General features: G+C 39.3%; 21 protein-coding genes and 1 pseudogene. 13 read left to right on the forward strand and 9 right to left on the reverse strand.

All coding sequences use genetic code 11. The annotated features are described in order from the left end of the window. The first annotated feature begins 114 nt into the window (after positions 1 to 114). Both fadR and P20311_RS02025 read left to right on the forward strand, forming a co-directional pair. Positions 115 to 828 (forward strand): fatty acid metabolism transcriptional regulator FadR, encoded by a 714-nt coding sequence (fadR, locus tag P20311_RS02020; RefSeq protein ID WP_008109093.1) that lies wholly within the window; start codon positions 115 to 117, stop codon positions 826 to 828. Positions 829 to 1,064: 236 nt separating this feature from the next. Further along, positions 1,065 to 1,670: a peroxiredoxin gene (locus tag P20311_RS02025; protein ID WP_008109095.1), complete on the forward strand. Its 606-nt coding sequence runs from the start codon at positions 1,065 to 1,067 to the stop codon at positions 1,668 to 1,670. A gap of 59 nt (positions 1,671 to 1,729) precedes the next feature. Here P20311_RS02025 and P20311_RS02030 read toward each other — a convergent pair whose 3' ends face one another. Beyond that, the gene (locus tag P20311_RS02030; protein ID WP_008109097.1) at positions 1,730 to 4,324 is read right to left on the reverse strand and encodes a TonB-dependent receptor; all 2,595 of its coding nucleotides are present in this window, start codon (positions 4,322 to 4,324) and stop codon (positions 1,730 to 1,732) included. 291 nt (positions 4,325 to 4,615) lie between these two features. Continuing rightward, the gene (gene smpB, locus P20311_RS02035) at positions 4,616 to 5,095 is read right to left on the reverse strand and encodes an SsrA-binding protein SmpB (protein WP_008109102.1); all 480 of its coding nucleotides are present in this window, start codon (positions 5,093 to 5,095) and stop codon (positions 4,616 to 4,618) included. A gap of 148 nt (positions 5,096 to 5,243) precedes the next feature. On the opposite strand from smpB, the gene P20311_RS02040 reads away from it, so the two are divergent. Both P20311_RS02040 and P20311_RS02045 read left to right on the forward strand, forming a co-directional pair. Further along, a complete protein-coding gene (locus P20311_RS02040) occupies positions 5,244 to 5,684 on the forward strand; it encodes a type II toxin-antitoxin system RatA family toxin (RefSeq protein WP_008109104.1) in 441 nt (146 codons plus the stop codon). Next, a complete protein-coding gene (locus P20311_RS02045) occupies positions 5,681 to 6,004 on the forward strand; it encodes an RnfH family protein (RefSeq protein ID WP_008109106.1) in 324 nt (107 codons plus the stop codon). Before P20311_RS02040 ends, P20311_RS02045 begins: the two co-directional genes overlap by 4 nt. 54 nt (positions 6,005 to 6,058) lie before the next feature. Here the strand turns inward: P20311_RS02045 and P20311_RS02050 are convergent, their stop codons facing one another. Beyond that, positions 6,059 to 6,418, reverse strand: a complete 360-nt coding sequence (locus P20311_RS02050) for an outer membrane protein assembly factor BamE (protein WP_008109107.1) — start codon at positions 6,416 to 6,418, stop codon at positions 6,059 to 6,061. A gap of 106 nt (positions 6,419 to 6,524) precedes the next feature. Between P20311_RS02050 and P20311_RS02055 the strand changes: the two genes are divergently transcribed. Then, entirely contained in the window at positions 6,525 to 6,866 is a 342-nt protein-coding gene (locus tag P20311_RS02055; protein ID WP_036933212.1) for a GIY-YIG nuclease family protein, read from the forward strand. Here the strand turns inward: P20311_RS02055 and P20311_RS02060 are convergent. The 4 genes from P20311_RS02060 to ilvC all read right to left on the reverse strand — a co-directional run bounded on the left by P20311_RS02060 (position 6,812) and on the right by ilvC (position 12,542). Next, positions 6,812 to 7,636: a M28 family peptidase gene (locus tag P20311_RS02060; RefSeq protein WP_008109110.1), complete on the reverse strand. Its 825-nt coding sequence runs from the start codon at positions 7,634 to 7,636 to the stop codon at positions 6,812 to 6,814. The genes P20311_RS02055 and P20311_RS02060 overlap by 55 nt on opposite strands. A gap of 88 nt (positions 7,637 to 7,724) precedes the next feature. Further along, positions 7,725 to 8,915: a tetratricopeptide repeat protein gene (locus tag P20311_RS02065; RefSeq protein ID WP_008109112.1), complete on the reverse strand. Its 1,191-nt coding sequence runs from the start codon at positions 8,913 to 8,915 to the stop codon at positions 7,725 to 7,727. Between the two features lie 79 nt (positions 8,916 to 8,994). Continuing rightward, positions 8,995 to 10,914 (reverse strand): methyl-accepting chemotaxis protein, encoded by a 1,920-nt coding sequence (locus tag P20311_RS02070; RefSeq protein ID WP_008109113.1) that lies wholly within the window; start codon positions 10,912 to 10,914, stop codon positions 8,995 to 8,997. Between the two features lie 155 nt (positions 10,915 to 11,069). Next, positions 11,070 to 12,542 (reverse strand): ketol-acid reductoisomerase, encoded by a 1,473-nt coding sequence (gene ilvC, locus P20311_RS02075; RefSeq protein WP_008109116.1) that lies wholly within the window; start codon positions 12,540 to 12,542, stop codon positions 11,070 to 11,072. A gap of 138 nt (positions 12,543 to 12,680) precedes the next feature. Here ilvC and ilvY point away from each other — a divergent pair, with 138 nt between their 5' ends. From ilvY to P20311_RS02105, 6 genes and pseudogenes are all read left to right on the forward strand, one after another. Continuing rightward, complete coding sequence (ilvY, locus tag P20311_RS02080; RefSeq protein WP_008109118.1) at positions 12,681 to 13,586, forward strand: HTH-type transcriptional activator IlvY; 906 nt, start codon at positions 12,681 to 12,683, stop codon at positions 13,584 to 13,586. Between the two features lie 90 nt (positions 13,587 to 13,676). Continuing rightward, positions 13,677 to 14,724 (forward strand): annotated as a pseudogene (locus P20311_RS02085) (GGDEF domain-containing protein). A 111-nt stretch (positions 14,725 to 14,835) separates the two neighbouring features. Beyond that, a complete protein-coding gene (locus P20311_RS02090; protein WP_050947010.1) occupies positions 14,836 to 15,675 on the forward strand; it encodes a MipA/OmpV family protein in 840 nt (279 codons plus the stop codon). Positions 15,676 to 15,688: 13 nt separating this feature from the next. After that, positions 15,689 to 16,054, forward strand: coding sequence for a DUF3019 domain-containing protein (locus tag P20311_RS02095; protein WP_008109122.1), 366 nt, complete (start codon positions 15,689 to 15,691; stop codon positions 16,052 to 16,054). A gap of 14 nt (positions 16,055 to 16,068) precedes the next feature. Then, positions 16,069 to 16,761 (forward strand): response regulator, encoded by a 693-nt coding sequence (locus tag P20311_RS02100; RefSeq protein WP_008109125.1) that lies wholly within the window; start codon positions 16,069 to 16,071, stop codon positions 16,759 to 16,761. 26 nt (positions 16,762 to 16,787) lie between these two features. Then, entirely contained in the window at positions 16,788 to 18,023 is a 1,236-nt protein-coding gene (locus P20311_RS02105) for an ATP-binding protein (RefSeq protein WP_008109127.1), read from the forward strand. Positions 18,024 to 18,130: 107 nt separating this feature from the next. Here P20311_RS02105 and P20311_RS02110 read toward each other — a convergent pair whose 3' ends face one another. Then, complete coding sequence (locus P20311_RS02110) at positions 18,131 to 18,352, reverse strand: DUF3820 family protein (RefSeq protein ID WP_008109131.1); 222 nt, start codon at positions 18,350 to 18,352, stop codon at positions 18,131 to 18,133. Between the two features lie 286 nt (positions 18,353 to 18,638). After that, the gene (locus P20311_RS02115) at positions 18,639 to 20,210 is read right to left on the reverse strand and encodes a cation:proton antiporter family protein (protein WP_036933206.1); all 1,572 of its coding nucleotides are present in this window, start codon (positions 20,208 to 20,210) and stop codon (positions 18,639 to 18,641) included. Positions 20,211 to 20,519: 309 nt separating this feature from the next. Here P20311_RS02115 and P20311_RS02120 point away from each other — a divergent pair, with 309 nt between their 5' ends. Beyond that, entirely contained in the window at positions 20,520 to 21,263 is a 744-nt protein-coding gene (locus P20311_RS02120) for a sporulation protein (protein ID WP_008109135.1), read from the forward strand. Between the two features lie 47 nt (positions 21,264 to 21,310). Continuing rightward, on the forward strand, positions 21,311 to 21,754 hold the full coding sequence (locus tag P20311_RS02125; RefSeq protein WP_008109137.1) for a GNAT family N-acetyltransferase: 444 nt from the start codon (positions 21,311 to 21,313) through the stop codon (positions 21,752 to 21,754). The last annotated feature ends 102 nt before the right edge of the window (positions 21,755 to 21,856 follow it).

Here is a 21,856-nt window from a genome sequence, read left to right on the forward strand (position 1 = left end):
GCACATGCCTAGGTAATTTAACTTACTTTACTTGTTAGTTGTGGCTTGTCTGGTACAATCAGTCAGTTAATCGTATGTAGCGATGTGATGTGAATTAATTCGAGTAGGAATTGAATGAGAATTTTTAAAGCGAAAAGCCCAGCAGGATTTGCTGAGGAGTACATAGTAGAGTCAATCTGGAATGGTGATTTTCCTCCAGGTTCAATTCTGCCAGCTGAGCGTGAACTCTCAGAGTTAATTGGTGTTACTAGAACCACATTGCGTGAAGTGTTACAACGATTAGCCAGAGACGGTTGGTTAACAATCCAACATGGTAAACCCACTCGCGTTAATAATTTTTGGGAAACGTCAGGATTAAACATTCTTGAAACACTGGCACGTTTAGATGAAGATAAAATGCCAGAGCTAACCGATCAGTTACTCTCAGCACGTACTAATATCAGCGCAATTTATACCCGTGCAGCTATAAAACTTGCACCAGAGCGTGTTATCGAAATTTTATCACAAAGCGATGAATTAGAAGATAGCGCACAAGCGTTTGCAGATTATGATTATAAAGTTCATCATGAATTAGCTGTTGCCGGTAACAATCGCATTTATGTGCTCATCCTTAATGGCTTTAAAGGTTTTTATTCTAAGATTGGCTGTCATTACTTTTCAGATCCTCGCACTCGCGAGCTTGCACGCCAGTTTTATAAAGACTTAACTAAGCTTGCTGAGAATAAAGAGCACGATGGTGCAATATTCATGATGCGTAAATATGGTCATCAAACCGGTGAAATATGGCAACATATTCGCGGTGATATGCCTAGCGATATTATGGATTAGTAAAAAGAACCTGCTTAAAGCAGGTTTTTTTATGATCAAAAATCAGTCCATTTATCAAGCGTTCGCTATTTTAGAACGGTGCTATCTATAAATACGATTGTTAATTTATTTTTTATAGCCATAGAATAATGTTTAATTAAATATGGTTTCTATTGTAATTTTAAAATTAGTGCCCATATTAGTAATCAGTATTGCGTAAGCAATTGACAATAAACTCAAAATATTTGGAGAATAAAATGGGTGTATTAGTAGGCCGTCAGGCACCAGACTTTACCGCTGCAGCTGTTCTAGGTAACGGTGAGATTGTAGATAGCTATAACCTTCACGAAAAAATCAAAGGTAAAAAAGCAGTAATCTTTTTCTACCCTCTAGATTTCACATTTGTATGTCCTTCTGAGCTTATTGCTTTTGATAAGCGTTATGCAGAATTCCAAAAACGTGGTGTAGAAGTAATTGGTGTTTCAATCGATTCACAGTTCTCACACAACGCATGGCGTAACACGGCTGTAGCAGACGGCGGTATTGGTAAAGTTCAATACGCACTAGTTGCAGACGTTAAACACGAAATCTGTAAAGCATACGACGTTGAGCACCCAGAAGCGGGCGTTGCATTTCGTGGTTCTTTCCTAATCGATGAAGAAGGTAACGTACGTCACCAAGTAGTGAACGACTTACCACTGGGTCGTAACATCGACGAAATGATCCGTATGGTTGATGCACTAGCATTCCACAGCGAGCACGGTGAAGTATGTCCTGCTGGTTGGACTGAAGGTAAAAAAGGAATGGACGCAAGCCCTGAAGGCGTTGCTAAATTCTTATCTGAAAACGAAGGCGAGCTATAATTTAGCCCTTTAGTTTAAGATAAAAAACCGCCAAAATGGCGGTTTTTTATTATTTTAAATTAAAACGAAAAGCTCACTTTAGTATAAATGTAACGACCTCGAGGGTTGTGTACACCCGATGCGTAACCATACAGATCTGAATCACCGTCACCAATTGCAAACGGTGGCTCTTCATCAAATAAGTTGTTCACACCTAGCGATACTTTTGCTGACTCAGTAATACGGTATGATGTTTGTAAATCTACCAGTACTTGTGAATCAACAGTACGCGATGTATTACTATCGAAGTCTAAGTTACCATCGAAGTCGATATCTGGCGTATCTTCAAACTCACCTACATAACTAATGTTCATGTTTGTGTTGAACTGACCAATTTCCCAGTTAGTTGAGAAAATCCAGCGATGCTCTGGGTAACCATATTCACCAGTGTAATCGCGGCCATCTTTTTCAAATTTATCTTGGTAAGCCCATTCTAAATTGAATTTTAGTAAGCCTAAATCATCCAGTGAGTGGTTGTAATTTGCTGAAATATCAACGCCCGAAACTTCTTGTGATGATACATTTTCAAAAGTACTGAAAATCTTTTGAATAGTCCCTAAACTGTCTGTACCTGAAGGAGGTAAGCGAACACATACGGTACTGTTTTGGTTATTACACTCTGAGTTGTAAATTGGACCAAACTCTTGCTCATCAATTTTATTGTCTTGGGTGATACTCCATACATCTACACTCAAACCAAAGTCAGTTGTAGGTGCCCAAATAAAGCCGACGTTCCAAGATTCAGACTCTTCAGCCTCTAAGTCAGGATTACCAGCAAATTCAATGTTGTAATCTAGTGCATCACAATCTTTACCTGTTGCGTCACAACGGTAATTATCGATAAAGAACTGGCTCTCTTGAGATGGCCCTAAACCTACTTGTGCAAGTGACGGTGCTCTAAAGCCTTGTGCCCAAGAACCACGTATTGTGATTTCATCTGTAGGTGCCCAGCGTAAAGCGACTTTAGGGTTTGTCGTAGTGCCAAAGTCACTGTAATCATCGTAACGGCCAGCAAGTTGTAACTCTAAGTTTTCCGCAAGTGGAATTGAAAACTCTACATAGGCAGCGTATTGGTCACGCTCTGCTGCAGCTGACACAGACTCGGTACCAAAGATTAATCCTCGTTGGAATTGATCATCTGGCGTATCCGTTACGTCCTCTTCGCGGTATTCAATACCGGCCGCCATCATGACAACATCATCACCAAAGCTAAATGCTTCACCTGAAATGTTAGCATCGAACGACGTCATATGAGACTCGCCTTGACGAACCAAGCTCGTAGTAATTCTATCAATTACGGCCGGATCGTTGTAAGTGCCGCCAAATGGGTTGTAGTTACCGGCATCAATTTCTTGTTGTAAGAAGTCGGTGCGTACCCAACCTTGTGAGCGATCCCCAGTTTGTAATGACTTACTACGTCCTTTTTGTACCGCTGTTTCCCAGCTCCAATCGTTTATTTCACCTTTTAAACCAGCAACAAAACGTAATGTGTCTGATTCGATATCCCATTGGCGCGCACCCGCATCTACGGTTCTGTAACGACCTATTTCAATATCTTGGCCGAATGGGTTATTAGGGTGACTACCTGGTACTGTTAAGCCCGCATCTTCATCAAGTGGCGTTGGGGCACCTGCTGCAATTGAGCTGTTATGCTGAACGGCCATTTCTAAGAAGCCCGTTATGCCATTATCAAAGCGGTATTCAAATTGTGAAATAGCACCTACACGTTCTGATGCCGGCGCAATATAGCCAAATGGACCATAGTCAAATAAACAACTGCCACTTGATGTTGCATTTTCTGCAGGACACGCAGGGTCAATTGTTTTAACGCCATCAACATAGAAGTAGCCAGGGAAGCCACGTGATGAACGGAAATCTTCACCGCCATATGGAGATTGATTAGCAGTACCTAAACGCCCCATTTCATCTGATGATAAAGAGGTGTTTTTGAAGTAATCAATAATAACGGATGCGCTACTTTTTGCACTAGTAGTACCCCAAACAATACTGGCTGTAGTTTCTTCATAGTTAGGGCCATCTGTGCCGCCGTAACCTAAGTTTACTTCAATACCGTCAATATCTTTTTTCAAGATAACGTTTACAACACCCGCTACAGCATCAGAGCCATAGATTGCTGAGGCGCCATCTTTTAAAATATCAATACGTTCGATTGCTGAAACAGGAATACTGTTGATATCAACGAATGAGTTGGTGATCCCTTCAGCAAATGCGCTGATTGCAACACGACGACCATTAATAAGTACCAAGGTAGCATCGGCGCCTAAGCCACGAAGGCTGACGGCAGCTGAGCCATTTGCAGTTGAGTCTTGGTTATTACCACGGGTTGAAAAAGTACCATTACCTGCAACAGGCATTCTTTCAAGAAGCTGTTGTAGGTTGTCATAACCCATGTTTTCGATGTCTTCTTTATTAATGGATTGTACTGGTGATGGGCCTTCTATATCGGAACGTTTGATACGAGAGCCTGTTACTTGAATACGTTCTACTTTTTCTGCAGTTTGCTGTGCAGCGTAAGTTGTTGTACTAAAACCTGCTGACAATGCGATAGTAGCACCGATGATTAAGCTCGGTGTAAATGCAATTGATTGCTTCATCCTTAAGTCCTTGTTGATATGTTATAATTTACTTGTTTTTACAAGTCGAATTATTAATACCATGTAACTTAAGCGTTATCAATTAGCCGCAAAGATGATTTTGTTATCGGCACGAATATGTACTGATTTTCTCAATGAAGGAAAACGATGGGATACTTGCTATCTGCTGCGGGAGAGTGTTTTTATCATTATTTAAAAATAAATCACCGAGCAACTTTAATTTGTAATAATTTGTATTTTGCTAGAAGTTTAATCAAAAAAAACGCCTAACATCATGTTAGGCGTTTTTATTTAAACTTTATGTTTCATTAAACGTTCTTTTTCACGGGACCAATCTTTATTTTTACCGTCTTCACGTTTGTCATGCATTTTCTTACCTTTAGCTAAATGGAATTCAAGCTTCACCCAGCATTTTTTCCAATACATAGCGGTGGCAACTAATGAATAACCATCACGCTCAGTTGCACCAACTAAGCGGTCGAGTTCACGCCTGCTTAGTAGTAATTTACGGTAACGTAGCGGGTCACAAATAACATGGGTCGATGCACTATTTAAAGGCTGAATGGTACTGCCTAATAAAAATGCTTCACCGTTTTTAAGATGAATATAAGTTTCAGAGATATTTACTTTACCTGCTCGGATACTTTTTACTTCCCAGCCTTGGAGTTCAACACCTGCTTCAAACTTGTCGTGTAAAAAATACTCGTGTCGCGCTTTTTTATTTAGCGCGATGGTATTACTTGTCGATTTTGATGAATTTTTCTTAGCCATAGTGCCCTATAATATACGTTATACAAGATGTTTTACATCGATTTTTTTAAATTATACATGCAAAAGCGAAGGATTAATTTAAGCGCGATGAAAGTTTGGGGAAACGCACAAAGCTTGCTAAAATTCCTGCACACAGTTGGGAGTGAGTATGCCACAAATAGAAAAAAGCGCGCTGGTTATGTACAGCACTAAAGAGATGTTTGATCTAGTCAATGATGTAGAAGCCTATTCACAGTTTTTACCTAATTGTTCAGACTCAAAAATTATTAAGCAGCATGATAATAACATGACCGCTAGTTTAGAAATATCTAAAGCCGGCATAAAAAAATGGTTTACCACTGAAAATACGCTAATTGATGAACAAACAGTGATGCTTCGCTTGGTTGATGGTCCTTTTAAAACCCTGCAAGGTCGCTGGCACTTTCAGCAATTAGATACGCATGCGTGTAAGGTTAATTTACAGCTAGACTTTGAGTTTTCAAGTAAGCTCATAGAGCTAGCGTTTGGTAAAATTTTTAATGATGTGGCAAAAAACATGGTGAGTGCGTTTACTCAACGTGCAAAAACAGTGTATGGAGAACGTGCATGATCAATATTGAAGTTGTGTTCGCGTTACCCACTAAGGCAACCACGTTAAATATAGAAGTGCTGCAAGGCACAACGGCTGAGCAAGCGGTAATACAGTCAGGGATTATCAAAAAGTGCCCTGAGATTGATGCAACCGATTTAACTTTAGGCGTATGGAACAGAACGGTAAAGCTTAATCATGAGCTTAAAGATGGCGACAGGATTGAAATTTACCGCCCATTAATTGCCGACCCTAAAGATGCTCGCAGGAAACGCGCTGAAAAAGCCAAAGAAGAGGGCCGCGCTAATAAAGTAACAGGTGGCCGGCCGTTAGATCGTTAGATACAAAAAAGGTGAGCCATGCTCACCTTTTTTAATTAAACCTTAAGAGCTTTCTTATTGCTCTAAAGGTGTTGTAAAGTTTTCTGGTTGCTCATAGTCGCCCGATACCGTAACCAGCTTTTCATTTTCAAAGTTTAAGACTAATGATTTAAATTGTTCATTAGCTCGCCCTTTATTAAAGCTGTATACATAACGCCAAGTACTTTTATCGAAGGCGTCTTCGGCAATGGGTCTGCCTAATACGTAAATTACTTGTTCGCGAGTCATATTAACGCGAAGCTTATCAACGTCTGATTGTTCTAAAAAGTTACCTTGAGGGATGTTGATTCGGTATACCCAGCTAGAACAACCTGCGGCTGAACTAAGCGTTAAAGCGACGATAAGCCAAAGAGAAAAAGTTTTTAACGACTGCATTGTTAGTTGTGATCCTTATTTTTTATAATCTGCATGATACCGATTAGTCACTCAAGGTAAAACCCTTTTGAGTAATTGTTTTTGTTTAGCGCGTAAAGGCGAGGTTTTGACCATTAATAATCAAAAAAGTTTAAACAATGAGTTGAGCAATAGTAAAAATAAACCGGCTATTTGGTCACTTTATATTGTGCAAACACGGTTTGGTCATTGGTATACCGGCATTACGGTTGATGTAACACGACGTATCGCCACTCACCAAGCAGGTAAAGGGGCAAAAAACCTTAAAGGTAAAGGGCCGCTGGTGCTCATTCATCAACAACAAGTAGGTACTAAAAGCGACGCAAGCAAATTAGAGTATGCGATTAAAAAACTTCCACGAGCAAAAAAAGAGGCTTATGTTGCTGCTTTTAAAGGGGGACTTAATACCACCGGGCTTGTCAAAAGCTGATTAATAAATGCCTCAATTAGCAATACGGCTTCTTGATAGAGGGGAGTGTTTATATTTTCGAGCGTATCTTTAGCACTATGATGGAAGTTATCTGCCCCCATAGAAAAGTACACATACGGAATTTTTTGTTTAGCGAATGAATAATGGTCACTGGCTCTGTGCCAATCTATTTGTTTCGTGTTGGTGAGTCGGCTCATTTTTCGTGATGAATAAATAGGTTTTAATTTCACTTTGTTACCCTTAATCTGAGTAAATACTAAGTTAAGTTGGCTTTTTAAGGCGCGACTTGTTAGCGCGTATAATCGCTTATGCGATTTTTTAATTGCCAACATATCTAGGTTAATATTTAAAACAATAGGGAGCTGGCGCATTGTTTTAGCAAAGTGCTCACTGCCGTGTAAGCCATTTTCTTCAGCGTCTGTTGCAACAAACATAAAGCGGTAAGAGGAAGAGGCCGTTAGCGCATGCGATAAATACAGCAATGCGGCAACACCCGAGGCGTTATCGTTAGCGCCAGGGTGTAATTTCCCCGCTTTTAGGCCTAAATGATCATAATGCGCAGTAATAACAATAACAGGTAAATCTTTTACTGTATTAGTAGCAATAATATTAACGCCTTGTGCGCTAGAAAACAGCCCTGAGGAATAAGTAAAAGGTTGTTCACTTACTGTAAGTTGATGCTCTTTGAAGCGTGTTTTTAAATACTCCCTAGTGAGCAAGGCAGCATGACTATTCGTTTTTCTACCAGCCAATTCTGGGCTGGTTAACATAGTTAAATCAGTTAATAATTGTGGCTCAATCTGTTTACAAAGTCCGCTCCAACTTATAAAAAGTACGACACATGTTAAGCTAAATAATTTAATAATGATTCGCCTTAGCGGTGAGTGATTTTAATGCAATGAGCTTATTGTCATAGCGCTGTATTTCATGAACAAAGTCTGCTTTTTTTCTAGCTTTACGCAAATGAAACTCCGCTTTAGTTATATTATTTAATTCAAAGTAACTGCGGGCTAGTCCAAAGTGACTTTCATGTAAGGTTGGTGACATAGCGTTTGCTTTTTTATAATGGCTAATCGCGTTTGTATAGTCACCACTTACATAGTCACTGTTACCAAGCGATATATGATAATAAGGGTTAGTTTGGCGCTTTCTGTCAAGCTCTGCTAATAGCTTATCGCCTTCGGCTACTCTATCTGTGAGTTTATATAATAATGCTAAATTACCTTGCGCAGTATTATTATCAGCGTTTAAGGCAATGGCATAGCGGTACATTTCCTCCGCTTGCTTTAAATCACCTAATTGTTTAAAGAGTACCCCTAGATTTCCCCAACTGGCACTAAATGAGGAATCGGTATTGATTGCTGCTTTAAAATAACTATAAGCTAAATCAAACTGTTTATTAACCAATGCCTCACCGCCTTTATTATTATAAAACATGGCGGTTACTCGTTTTTTTGACAGCGATGAGGTTGCAAAACGGGCTTGTCGGCTATTGGGGTCAAAATCAATGATTAAACGTTGATTACGCTGATAAACAAGTGAGCTGTCTTTGAGCTTCGTTTTATTGTCTATGGCCAGGTTGATATGCCCAGTGAGTAAATTAAACCCTTGGTTTAACGCCCAGTATTCTGGAATATGTACTTTTTGAAAGCGGGCCTTAAGGCCTAAATGTTCGGCTAAGCTATACGCTAAAATAGAGAGGGAAAGACAGTTAGCATTTAAATTTTGATAGCTTTGAGACGCTGTTTGTGTGCTGGTAGATTGATAAGATAGTGAGTTATCACCATTTGTGAGTAAAAAACTAAGTACACTATAGGCAATTTCGTCAGCAGATTTTCGCGTTTGTACATAAGCACTTAACTGTTGTTTGAGGCTATGGTCGAGTTGAAATATTTGTTGCTCAGACTCTACAAGCTGCTGTTGTAGTTGCATTGGGGGATCAATAATAGGGATTGGCACACTTATATTGGCGTTATCTGTGGTGCTACACGCACTTAAACTGAGCAAACAAGCAGCTAGTAAGTAATGTTTACCTTGAACAGCACTCATACACACCTCTGTACAAAAAAAACACTGTAAGTATAGTGGCTATTTGGTACAGAGGTTATTTTTTAACGTAACAAACTATTTAACGCTGCTGGTTAAATGTGGCCACTAGTGCATCAAGTGTTTGTGCGCTGGTGGCTAAATCACGAATTGCTTGTTCAGTATTGATTTGTTCACTCATTGATTTATCACTGATCTCACTAATTTGCTCAATACTTCGACCCACATCATTTACTACGCTACTTTGCTGTTCGGTAGCGGTGGCTATTAGAGTTGCCATGTCGTTAATTTCATTTGCTGTTTCAGTAATCGTATTAAGTAACTCAACCGAGCTTTGCATTGCGCTGACGCTTTGTTGGGCTTTATTCTTTGATTGGCTAATATCATTTACAACATCATCTGAAATTTGAGTGAGCTCTTCAATCATTGATTGTATTTCAGTGGTTGACTGTGATGTACGATTCGCCAGTGCTCTTACTTCATCAGCAACGACTGCAAACCCTCGACCATGTTCACCTGCGCGCGCAGATTCAATGGCTGCATTGAGTGCCAGCAAGTTGGTTTGCTCTGAAATCCCTCTAATTGAATCCACTATGCTTGCAATATCAATGGTTTTTTTAGAAAGCAAAGCAACTTGCTCGGTAATACCATCAATGTCGCTGGCAAGGGCTGAGATTGTCGTTTGGCTCTGTAATACTTGCTGATGACTTTGTTTGGTATTATCGCGGCTATCGTTGGTTAACTTAGCAGCATTAGCGGCACTTTGCGCTATTTCTTGCACCGTAGCGCCCATTTCATTAATTGCTGCAGCAACCGAAATGGTTTGCTCTTTTTGTTTATCCAACGCTAACGAGTTTTGTTTTGCTTGCGCAAAGACATGATCAGAGCTTTGACGAATACCATGGCTTTCATCAGCTACTTGCACAATGGCGGTTTCTATTTTTTCAATAAATTGGTTAAAGCCCGACGTTAAATTATTGAGTTCAGGTTGAGGTGATGTAGGTAGGCGATAAGCTAAATTAGCATCGCCACGTCCTAAACGAGAAAACAACTCCGCCATTTTTGATAACGGTGAGGCTAAAGAACGAGCTAATAAGTAACTGATCACGCTTGCGATAAGTGCTGTGATGATAGTGAATGTGAATATTTGCCACTCTAGAGTGTTTACGCTTGCGAAAACTTCGCTTTTTGGTACTTGAGCTAACACAAATAAGTCGGTGTTTTTAATTGGTGTGGCAGCAATCAGCGTGGCTTGTCCGTTAATATTTACTTCTTCTAATGCAAAGCCGTTTTCATCAAGTAATTTGTTATGAATATTGGCACTGTAAATACTATCTATATTAACCTTGGCAACTTTAGCTGCATCTTTATGTAGCTGAATTAAGCCATTTTTATCGGCAATAAATACAAACCCTGACTGCTCAATTTTAAACTGTTGAAGCAGCTTTTGCATATCTGTGATGCTTTTTGCTAAGCCCGCCAAGCCGAATCCATTGGGCTGCTGGTGATTAACAAACATTTTTACATCGTTTTCAGATTCTTGATAAATACTGATTGAGTAGGGTTGTTTTGATTGAGTAAAAGCAAAAAACCAGCCATCTGCAGCATCATTTTTTAAAACACGCAAAAAGCCATCTTGGTTCCAATATTGCGCGGTATTCTTATTAGCCCATGAAGCGGTAGCAAGATCATATTGCTCAACCAAACGATTGAGTTCTTTGAGTAAAAGTGCATCATTGGTGTTGCCAGAGTTTGCCCAATCTAAAATAAAGGTATTGGCAGAAAGCTGCTGTGCTGCGCCTAGAAGTTCATTGATCTCCCCACCAATATGATTACTGATTGTTTGCAGTTTACTTGGCAGTTCCGATTCGATCATGCGTTGCTCAATAATATTCTTTGAGTTATGCAAAGACGTCAAACCAATTAATACAGCAACACAAATAGCAATAATGCTTCCAAGCGCTGTTATTTTTTGAGTAATAGAGAGATTTTGTATCGTCATGATAATACTTATATTTACAACTTAGGCAATGAGAGGATTATTTTAGCACATTATTTATTTTCGGCTATTGATGAATAATTTACATTAAAAAAAAGCCCACAGCAAAATGCAAGTGGGCTTGGTTTCTAACAAGTGAAAGTTCTAGGGTTATAGAATTAAACTATTTTTTTCATTGCCGACATATAGCCGCGTAATTTAGCACCCACTTTTTCAACAGGGTGTTCACGCAGTGCGGTATTTATTTGAATCAATGTTTGATTATCTACTTGGTTACTTTGCTCATTTAAGCCTTTACCAATAACATCGGTATCAATATCTTGCATAAACTCTTGTAGTAGTGGCAAACATGCATGGTTGTATAAGTAGCAACCATATTCTGCCGTATCTGAAATAGTACGATTCATTTCAAACAGCTTTTTACGTGCAATGGTATTAGCAATTAATGGCGTTTCATGCAGTGACTCATAATAAGCAGATTCTGCAATAATACCGGCTGCAGTCATGGTTTCAAATGCCAGCTCTACGCCGGCTTTTACCATGGCCACCATTAAAATGCCGTTATCAAAAAATTCTTGTTCAGTAATTTCTACATCACCTGCTGGTGTTTTTTCAAAATGAGTTTCTGCAGTTTCAGCACGCCATTTTAATAAGTTAGCGTCATCATTTGCCCAGTCTTCCATCATTACCCGTGAAAATGTGCCATCGATTATGTCATCTTGGTGTTTGTTATACAGTGGGCGCATGATTACTTTTAGCTGCTCACTTAATTCAAATGCTCTGACTTTGGCAGGGTTTGATAGGCGGTCAAGCATATTGGTAACGCCGCCATACTTAAGTGCTTCTGTGATCACTTCCCAACCATATTGAATTAGTTTTGAGGCATAGCCTGCATCAATCCCTTTATCAATCATCTTATCAAAACATAAAATAGAACCTGTTTGTAACATGCCACATAAAATGGTTTGCTCACCCATTAAGTCAGATTTGACCTCGGCGATAAACGATGACTTAAGTACCCCTGCACGATGACCACCCGTACCTGCAGCATAAGCTTTTGCTTGCGCTAAACCATGCCCTTGAGGGTCGTTCTCTGGGTGAACCGCAATGAGTGTGGGTACACCAAAGCCGCGTTTATACTCTTCACGTACTTCGGAACCTGGGCACTTTGGTGCAACCATAATTACGGTTATGTCTTCACGTACTTGCATACCTTCTTCTACAATATTAAAACCATGTGAGTAAGCAAGCGTTGAGCCGTGTTTCATTAATGGCATGATGGCATTAACAACCGCGGTGTGCTGTTTATCCGGTGTTAGGTTAAGTACAACATCAGCTGTTGGGATCAATTCTTCGTAAGTACCCACTTTAAAACCATTGTCAGATGCATTTAAAAATGATTGACGGCGCTCAGCAATCGCTGACTCACGAAGTGTATAGGCTACATTTAAACCCGAATCACGTAAATTTAAGCCTTGATTTAAACCCTGTGCGCCACAGCCGACAATCACTAACTTTTTACCCTTGAGTGCGGCAACGCCGTCGTTAAATTCGTCTGCACCCATAAATTCACATTGTGCTAATTGCGCTAATTGTTCGCGTAAAGGTAAGCTATTAAAATAATTTGCCATGATTAAGGTTCCTGTTAATTCAATTTGTTAGATGCATTGCGTTTGCTTTGCTTGGAATAACCATATGAAAAATCTCTTCTTGCGTAAAATGATATATTTGAATTAAAGTGTTTCATAAAATGAAATACAGGCGTTGACATGGATCATAAGCATTTACATTACTTTTTAGCGTTAGCAAAAACGCTTCATTTTTCTCGTGCCAGTGAGTTGTGTCATGTAAGTGCTCCTACTTTAAGCCGTAACATTAAGCAATTAGAAGATGAAGTAGGGGTGATGTTATTTCAGCGTGATAATCGCAGTGTAAAGCTTACCCGCGAAGGCATTGCATTTAAGGAGTACGCCAGTGCAACGCTTACTAATTGGCAGCGTTTTAAGGCTAATTTAAACGAGCCGCAACAACACATTTATGGCAATGTAAGCCTTTATTGTTCAGTTACCGCGTCCTACAGTTTTTTGCATCATATTTTAGAGCAACTGAGAGCTCAGCATCAGCATATTGAAATCACCTTAAATACGGGCGATCCCGCTTTGGCTATTAACCGAGTGTTAGATGGGCATGAATCTATGGCCATTGCAGCCAGGCCCAGTAAATTACCTGCACAAATTGCATTTGTAGACATTGGTTATTCTCCACTGGTATTAATTGCGCCCACTATTCAATGCCCGATCACAGAAAAACTAGCCACTAACACCGAGACTATTGATTGGTCCGAGCTTGAGTTTATTGTTGCTGAAAAAGGGTTTTCACGTCAAAGGTTGGAGCAATGGTGGCGAAAAAATAACGTTCAGGGAAAAATTTACGCGCAAGTGGCTGGGCATGAAGCCATGGTATCTATGGTGAGTTTAGGCTTAGGTGTGGCTATGATCCCAAAAATTGTACTTGATAATAGCCCGCTAAACGATAAAGTGCAGGTTTTACAGTACAAAGGCGAGCCACCACAAGGGTTTAAAATTGGTCTGGCGGTATTACACAAAGAATTGAATGATCCAGCGATTAGTGCGCTGTGGAATATTGCACAAAATATGGGAGAAAACATAATATAGGCTTGTTGGATGATAAAAAAGTGTTAATATAAACCGCTAATATTTATGTGTTTATTAACATCTTTGTTGTGATGTCTGAGAGTTTCAATTATGGATAATACTGCCTCACTTGCTCATTCTGCCCAGTGTTTAAAAAAAGCCATTCCGCTTATGGTTAAGTACAAAATGCCGGTAACGCCAATTAATTATGCGATTTGGTACTGTTATGTACAGGGAGATAATCCACAACTAAATACAGAGCTTGATAAAGTTATCGGTCAGCACAATACCTGCTCGGCCCAAAGTGCTCAGGAAATTTTTGATAAATATATAAACGATGAAGAATTAGCGTTTTTCCAACAAATGTCTGAAAAATTTCATGGTACGGTAGAGCAAGTACAGTTTGATTTGAGTGATTCTATTCAATATTCAAAAAGCTTTACTACCTCGTTAGTTGACTCACAAAATGAGTTAAAAACACTCTCTAGTATTAACTCATTTAATGAAATTTTGTCTTGTGTAGAGCGTTTAACAGATGAATCTATTGCCATGCAAGATTACGCCCGTGGTTTCCAAACTAAATTAGCGCAAGCATATAATGAGATTAAAGATTTAAAAGAAGCTCTGACTATGACTCAAGAAGCGGTTGATAAAGATTCGCTAACGGGGTTATATAATCGCGGCAAGTTTGATACCGACATAGTCGAGTTTTGCCTTCATGCATCTTCACAAGACGAGCAAGATAAGTTAGCCGTGTTGATAATGTTCGATATTGATCACTTTAAACGTTTCAATGATGATTTTGGTCATCAAAAAGGCGATGAGGTACTCAAACTTGTTGCTCAAAAAGTGCAAAATAGCGTGCAAGAACAATACAATGCCTATCGTTTCGGTGGTGAAGAATTTTGTATCACGGGTTACTTTGATAGCATTAATGATGCAATGATCTTTTGTAATAAGTTACGCTTAAGTATTGCTAAATTAACTATCCGTAAGAAAGAAGATAGTAATAATAAACGTAATATCTCAGCAAGTTTTGGCATAGCTCTAATGCAGCCTTTTAGTAAGAGCTGTTTATTAGTAGAAAAAGCCGATAGAGCACTTTAATTTGGCTAAAACTCATGGTCGAAATCGAGTTGAAATAGCCGCCAATTTGTAAACGTGTTCCGTTTGTATCAAATTTGTTAATGATTGTAACCCTCTAGAGCTTGTACTGATACTACTTGCTACTATAGGGTCAAAGCCACTTTATAAACTAGTGAATAACTCCATGATGTTACATCTGAGAATAAAAATATGCATTTTATTGGCGTTATTTAGCGCTAATGCAATTGCTCAGACGCAGCAACATATCTCTACGGATGAACTTAAGATTAGTGTCAGCTTAGGGGCTGGAGTGATCAGTAATCCTTTATACGGTGCTGACAACATTCCTTTGTTGGTGGTTCCACAAGTAGCTTATTATGGCCAAAATTGGTTTTTTGATAACGGTCGCTTAGGTTATTCTTTTTTACAAAGCGATACGCATAACATTAGCTTAGTGTCAGAAATTAACCCAGAATCACGGTTTTTTATTGATTGGCACCCGCAAAATATATTCCCGCTCACAGCAATGTCTAATAATGAAATATTAGAATCACAACACATTGAATCTCCTCGCCAGATTAATATTAATAACATTCAAAAAAGACGAGTGGTGTTGGATGCGGGTGTGAGTTATTTTTTTGTAAAACAACAACATGTTTTTTCTGCGCAATTATTGCATGACGTAAACAGTGTTTATAATAGCTACAGAGGATCGCTACAATGGCAATACCATTTTGATCTTAAGTTGTTAAAACTTAAATCGACCTTAGGCGTTAACTATAAATCAGCCCAACTAAATAACTACTTTTATGGCTTAAACAGCACAGAATCTTCATATGGTGAAATAGAAGTTGGTAGTAGCTGGCAACCTTATGCTAAAATCGACGCCCGTTGGCCCCTAGGTAAAACCAACGCGCTTCGTTTTCATTTAGCATATTATGACTATTCAGCAATGGATAGCAGCCCGCTCTTTGAACATGACTATTCAATGACCGCCTTTATAGGATTCGAACATACATTTTAATATGAAGTGTTTTATGTTGGTTGTGTTTGCAGCTTCATTTTTTAGCAACATTAGCGTTGCAAAAGCCTCTTCACTTAACGTATCACCCAAAGTCTGTGTGGTTTCCGAACAACAAGAATTTTGTGATCTTGAGTTAAAATTTAACTGGCAACTGTCTGAGCCAAGCGATGTGTGTTTATACCAGCAAGATACTCAGTTGCAATGTTGGCAAGGGGTAAAAAAAGGGCAACTTAGTTATAAAGCGCGTGTTCAGGTAGAGACCATATACTCCCTGATTAATCCCCTTACAGGTGTATCATTAGCGAGTGTGCAAGTAGAAGTGCAGACTGTATACGCTAAGAAAAAACATCGGCTACGCTCACCTTGGAGCTTTTTTTAATTTAGGAGCAGTAAATGCCAAAGATATTACTTGTTGAAGATGACTTAGGGTTGCAACAATTAACCAAAGACTATCTTGAGCATAATGGCTTAGAAGTTGACGTATTAGATCGCGGTGACGAAGTGTTTCCTTATTTGAGTGAAAATCATGCTGATCTAATCATTTTAGATGTGATGTTGCCAGGAAAAGATGGCTTTAGCGTGTGTCGTCAAGTGCGCGACAAATACACCTTACCTATTTTAATGCTTACCGCAAAGGGTGAAGATTTTGACCAAGTTATTGGCTTAGAACTCGGTGCTGACGATTACGTTATTAAACCTGCTGAGCCGCGCGTGTTATTGGCTCGAATTAGTGCATTACTGCGCCGTGGGCAGCCTAGCGTAAAAGCCGTTGAAGAGCTTAAATTTGGTGACTTATCAATAGATAAAACTAGTCGAATTGTAAAGCTAAGCGGTGTTGAAATTGTATTAACTTCGCATGAGTTTGAATTACTGTGGTTGTTAGCTTCAAATGCCGGAGAGGTTCTCAGCCGAGAGCATGTGCACCAACATATGATTGGCCGTGAGTACGACGGGCTAGATCGAACCGTTGATGTACGCGTATCTCGTATTCGCAAGAAGCTTGGTGATAATAGTGATAAACCATACCGCATTAAAACGGTGTGGGGGCAAGGCTATTTATTTGTATCAGATGCGTGGGACATGTAATTAATGCAAGGTATTAGGCTAGGTTAATGGGAAAGCTATTTATAAGCCTTTACGTATATATTATTGCTTCTTTGTTTATTGCCAGTGGTGTTATAGAGCAGCTTTGGCCGTATGATGAATCTGAGCAACATGTTTTGTTAGATGATGAATTTGGGCAGTCGTTATGGCTGCTTTCTCAAACGCCAGATGGTCTTGAGCAGTTAAAACATAATTTTGATAGCCAAGTTATCGCCCCGCAAGATTTAGTTCTCCCGGCTGAGCAACAAATACAATTGACGCAAAATAATTACCTTTACTTGTATGATAAGCAGCAACGTATTGTTTGGTATGTTACTTTAAATAACTCTCATTTGTTACAAGTCGGCCCTTTAGGTGTTAAAGCTAAAAACACTGGGACCGTAATTCCTTATTTATTAGTTTTATTTATTATTAGCTTACCGATAGGGTTATGGAGCTTACTGTTATGGCGAGATTTTGCCAAGCTCAGCCAAGCCTGTGAAGCCGTCGGTGGGGCGCAAGATTTTCAATTAAGCGACAGCTCTAAATCATTCTTTTTACCCATCACTGATACACTGCAAGTAATGCAGCAACGAATTGAATTTTTACTGAGTGCTCAACAGGAACTGACCTCATCAGTGTCACATGAGTTCAGAACACCATTAGCGCGTTTGAAGTTTGCAATCGCGATGCTAGAGAATAAATTTCAAGATGGCAAAGCACAGCACTATTTATCTGATATGCAAATGGATATTCATGAGCTAGAATCCTTGGTATCAGAAATGCTGGAATACGCTCGTTTAGATACACAGCAACCAAGCTTGCAATTGGCTCCTTGTGATATCGTCGCATTAATTAAAGCCAATATCGAAAAAGTAAGTTTTGATACCCCTATTAAATTAACAACAACGCTACCGAGTCAATTTATTTACGTATGTGATAGCCATTTTATGTCGCGAGTACTACAAAATTTAATTAGTAACGCACTGAAACATGCTACGCAAAATGTGCATATTAGTTTAACTGCCAACGCTGCGAAGTTATTTCTGGTGATTGAAGATGATGGCCCAGGTATTGCCGGTGCTGAACGTGAGAAAGTGTTTAAACCCTTTACCCGCTTAGATAAAAGCCGTGCTAAAAAAACCGGTGGGTTTGGATTAGGGCTAGCAATTGTAAATAAAATTATTAGTTGGCATAAAGGGCAGTGCAAGATTGAAGACTCACCACTGGGTGGGGTTAAGTTTATTATCACCCTCGACAACTAAATCCCAAACAATAAAAAAGCGCCATAAAGGCGCTTTTTTGCGGTTTAAAACCAAAAAATCAACAAGTAGCAAATAGATAGACAGACCACTTATAAAAAAGTTCTATTTTATTTACTATTTTTTTCTAGTAGTGGCATCAGCATTTGCTCTAAACCATTAAGCTTCACTTCGTACATCATAGCGAGCTGAGAGCCAAGCTTGCTATCAGGAAAGCCTTGCTGTTTAAACCACACTAAGTAAGGCTCAGGCAGTAAAAGTAAAGGGCGTCCTGCATATTTGCCAAATGGCATAATGGTGTTAATCGCGATTTTTAGTTGTTGAGGATCCATTACTGACATCTTTTATAAATTAATTAGGATAAGTGTAAGGGATTTTAAGGGAATAAAATAGGCTGTAACGGGCAAGTAACAGCCTATTGATAGAGGGAGTAGGCCCTCTAATTTGAGAATCTTATTGGTCATTTAAAAGCAAGGGGTCCGTTATTTGTCTTTTATAAAACACAAACTTAGGTATTAGCTTTATTCAACCAGCACAGACATTTTACCTTATTTTTTGACCAATAAAATACTCAGATGTAAAGGAATGTAAATGCAATCTATTTGCATCTAAGCCCGATTACGGAAACAAGGTTTGCTTTACATGTTCCGCAAAACCGCTACCAGCCTCTAAGTAAAAGTTATAAGTAGAATCTATTCCCATATCCTCTAATTCTTTTTGCTGATCGGGATAGTTAGCAATGGCTGTAACTTGCCCTTTATAGCCTGATGCCTGCAACTGCTCTAAGGCAAAAATATTTTGCATATGCTTAGGCATAGTTAACATGACCATTTCAACATGGGAGTGATTAACGCGCTGCCAAAAATCGGGGTCAGTTGCATCAGCAATTAATACTCTGCGCCCACGTTTTATATGTTTATCAACCACCTCAGGTTTAATATCAATACCTGCTACAACATCAGGATGAGTTGAGTTTATTGTTTCGTAGGCACCGGTGCCAATTCTGCCCATACCAAAAATAACTATTTTGGTATCATTTAAGTTTACTGGAAGCTCTTCCGCTAAGCGGGTTTTACTTTCAAACTTCAATAAAAACCGTTCAATTTTAACGTACAGCTCGTTAGAACGTTTATTTAAAGGGGAAGCAATCACAAATGTGATGGATACGGCAATTGCGATAACGGCGAGCCATTCAGAGGTAACCATGCCGCTAGATGCTGCAACTGCGCAAACAATCAAGCCAAACTCACTAAAGTTAGCCAAACTAAACGCGGTGAGTAAAGAAGTACGAGCACGCAGTTTAAATAAGTTAGTTAATATGTAATAAAGCAGCGTTTTAACAGGAATAACTAATACTAAAATTAAGGCAACGACTAGAGAGTGGGCAGTAAGCTCAGCACTTAAACCAATACTTAAGAAAAAACCAACCAGTAATATATCTTTTAAGCTAAGTAATGACTTAGACAGCTCACCGGCTTTTTTGTGTGGGGCGAATATCATGCCAATGATCAATGCGCCTAAATCGCCCTTTAATCCTGCGAATTCAAAGGCATTATATCCTGCCACTAACGCAAAGAAGAAACCAAATAGCGGCAGTAGCTCACCGTGTTTAGAACGATTTAAAACCCAATACATAATAGGGCGAAACAAAGGTAGCGCAACAATTAATCCTAAGGCCCAAATGTTTGGTACTTTACCCGTACTGACCGCTAAGAAGAACACAGCAAATATATCTTGCATAACCAAAATACCAATGGCTATTTTACCATGCAAACTTGCCATTTCCCCACGCTCTTCCAGCACTTTTACAGCAAATACCGTGCTCGAAAAGCTCAGAGCAAAGCCAACTAACAACGCACTTTGCCAGCTTAAATCAACAAATAGCGGCAGTGCAAATACACCAAGCAACAACATAAAACCACTAAATAATGCGCTACTTAAAACAATGTGTATGGTGGCAGGAGCCCATACTTGAGGTTTCATAAGGTTAGAAATTTTTAGCTTGAGGCCAATACTAAAAAGTAGCAGTGTGACTCCTAAAGAGGCAATCGTTTCGAGTAGCTCCGTGCTTTTGTAGCCCGCTAAATTAAGAATAAACCCGGCCATAAGAAAGCCGATAAGTGGCGGTAATTTTAGCTGATATATACCAAAACCGCAGACGAAGGCGGTAGCAAAATAAATTAGTTCCATAGTTATTAGTATCACTGCATTTGGCATTGTAGTGTAGCGAAAAACAATGCTTATTGACAATTAATCTACTTATTTACTGCTGCTAATTGGCTGATAGTGACTATTTATCAGCTGATTACTAAAACATCTTTATACAGGCATAAAGTGGCTGTAAAGTACAAAAAACACACACATGTGGTTAGTTTTATGGTAAACAGCATGTAAATAGCAGTTTTTCGCTGACAAGCGCTTTTAAATGTGGTTAAGATGCCATAACGAAGGAGTTTAAGCGTAAGCGAACAAAAGTATTGCTTAGCTTAAGGAGAAAATATGTTTAAAAAAATTTTAGCATCGGTAGGCATTGGTGCCGCCAAAGTAGATACTATCCTAGAAACTGAGCATCTTCAGCCTGGGCAATTATTTAATGCACAAATTGTCATTACCGCAGGCGATGTAAGTCAAGAAATTGCGGGTTTAGATTTAATGTTAGTTACCCGAGTAAAAGTAGCCAGTGAAGACGGTGATTATTTTACTAATCATGTTATTGATCAGTGGCGCATTACTGATATTGGTACCGTTGAGCCTGGTGAAGTGAAAACCATTCCATTTGAGGCCCGTTTGCACTCAGAAACACCAATCACTGAAATTAATGCCGGTTATAACCAGTCTTATGTGTGGTTAGAAACAGGGCTTGATATTGATCTTGCACTTGACCCAACAGATAAAGACCATTTACACATCTATCCTAATGAAGCGGTTAAAACCTGTATGCAAGCAATGGAGAAGCTTGGCTTTAGTTTAGTCAAAGCAGATGTAGAACAGGGGCATCTTCGTGCGTCTACTTTTCAATCTGTGTCGGGGTGTTACCAAGAGCTTGAATATCAACCAAATAGCCGTAGCTTATTTGGAATAAAAGAAATCGAACTGTCGTTTATTCCTGAAGCACATAAAACGCATGTGCTGATTGAATTAGACAGAGCATTTAGAAGTGACGGTTATGTCGATTTAACCATTGAGCATGATCATGTTAACTTATCTCAGCTATGCGATCAGTTAGAGCGACTGTTTGCTTGATGAATACAGAGGCTGATTAAGCCTCTGTAATAATAAGAGGTGTTTTAATGGCATTTAAACCTGAGCCATTCTCAGCGCTCGACTCCCAGACTTTGTTTGCCATTATGCGTAAACGTGTTGACGTATTTGTTGTAGAGCAAGCGTGTCCTTATCCCGAACTTGATGATGTTGATATTGCAGATGCTACTCGCCACCTGTATTCACTCGATGGGCAAACCGTAAATGCTTATGCTCGTTGTTATGAAAAAGATGCACAGTACAGTGCGATAGGGCGCGTTTTAGTTACTCAATCACAGCGCAGCTCTGGTTTAGGCAAAGAATTAGTTAGCCACGCTATTAACTGCTGTAAGGCCCAATGGCCTTCTCGTGATATTTATATAGGCGCGCAAACCTACCTACTAAATTTTTATCGCTCATTTGGGTTTGAGTGCGTTGGTAATGAATACTTAGAGGATGGGATTGCCCATCAGGACATGATTTTAAAGCTGTAGGTAATTCTCAATAAAAAAGGCCCACATTTGTGGTAATGCCAGTCAGTTAAGCTGACTGGCATTTTTCTTTTTAGTCGGATACTTCTTTGGCTTTGGCTTTGG

The sequence above is a fragment of the Pseudoalteromonas sp. BSi20311 genome (assembly GCF_000239875.1).
Lineage (GTDB): Bacteria > Pseudomonadota > Gammaproteobacteria > Enterobacterales > Alteromonadaceae > Pseudoalteromonas.

Bases quoted from the DNA above. Each gene is read 5' to 3' on its own strand.
- fadR (WP_008109093.1), top strand. From the start codon at position 115: ATGAGAATTTTTAAAGCGAAAAGCCCAGCAGGATTTGCTGAGGAGTAC.
- P20311_RS02025 (WP_008109095.1), top strand. From the start codon at position 1,065: ATGGGTGTATTAGTAGGCCGTCAGGCACCAGACTTTACCGCTGCAGCT.
- P20311_RS02030 (WP_008109097.1), bottom strand. From the start codon at position 4,324: ATGAAGCAATCAATTGCATTTACACCGAGCTTAATCATCGGTGCTACT.
- smpB (WP_008109102.1), bottom strand. From the start codon at position 5,095: ATGGCTAAGAAAAATTCATCAAAATCGACAAGTAATACCATCGCGCTA.
- P20311_RS02040 (WP_008109104.1), top strand. From the start codon at position 5,244: ATGCCACAAATAGAAAAAAGCGCGCTGGTTATGTACAGCACTAAAGAG.
- P20311_RS02045 (WP_008109106.1), top strand. From the start codon at position 5,681: ATGATCAATATTGAAGTTGTGTTCGCGTTACCCACTAAGGCAACCACG.
- P20311_RS02050 (WP_008109107.1), bottom strand. From the start codon at position 6,418: ATGCAGTCGTTAAAAACTTTTTCTCTTTGGCTTATCGTCGCTTTAACG.
- P20311_RS02060 (WP_008109110.1), bottom strand. From the start codon at position 7,636: ATGTTAACCAGCCCAGAATTGGCTGGTAGAAAAACGAATAGTCATGCT.
- P20311_RS02065 (WP_008109112.1), bottom strand. From the start codon at position 8,915: ATGAGTGCTGTTCAAGGTAAACATTACTTACTAGCTGCTTGTTTGCTC.
- P20311_RS02070 (WP_008109113.1), bottom strand. From the start codon at position 10,914: ATGACGATACAAAATCTCTCTATTACTCAAAAAATAACAGCGCTTGGA.
- ilvC (WP_008109116.1), bottom strand. From the start codon at position 12,542: ATGGCAAATTATTTTAATAGCTTACCTTTACGCGAACAATTAGCGCAA.
- ilvY (WP_008109118.1), top strand. From the start codon at position 12,681: ATGGATCATAAGCATTTACATTACTTTTTAGCGTTAGCAAAAACGCTT.
- P20311_RS02090 (WP_050947010.1), top strand. From the start codon at position 14,836: ATGATGTTACATCTGAGAATAAAAATATGCATTTTATTGGCGTTATTT.
- P20311_RS02095 (WP_008109122.1), top strand. From the start codon at position 15,689: ATGTTGGTTGTGTTTGCAGCTTCATTTTTTAGCAACATTAGCGTTGCA.
- P20311_RS02100 (WP_008109125.1), top strand. From the start codon at position 16,069: ATGCCAAAGATATTACTTGTTGAAGATGACTTAGGGTTGCAACAATTA.
- P20311_RS02105 (WP_008109127.1), top strand. From the start codon at position 16,788: ATGGGAAAGCTATTTATAAGCCTTTACGTATATATTATTGCTTCTTTG.
- P20311_RS02110 (WP_008109131.1), bottom strand. From the start codon at position 18,352: ATGGATCCTCAACAACTAAAAATCGCGATTAACACCATTATGCCATTT.
- P20311_RS02115 (WP_036933206.1), bottom strand. From the start codon at position 20,210: ATGGAACTAATTTATTTTGCTACCGCCTTCGTCTGCGGTTTTGGTATA.
- P20311_RS02120 (WP_008109135.1), top strand. From the start codon at position 20,520: ATGTTTAAAAAAATTTTAGCATCGGTAGGCATTGGTGCCGCCAAAGTA.
- P20311_RS02125 (WP_008109137.1), top strand. From the start codon at position 21,311: ATGGCATTTAAACCTGAGCCATTCTCAGCGCTCGACTCCCAGACTTTG.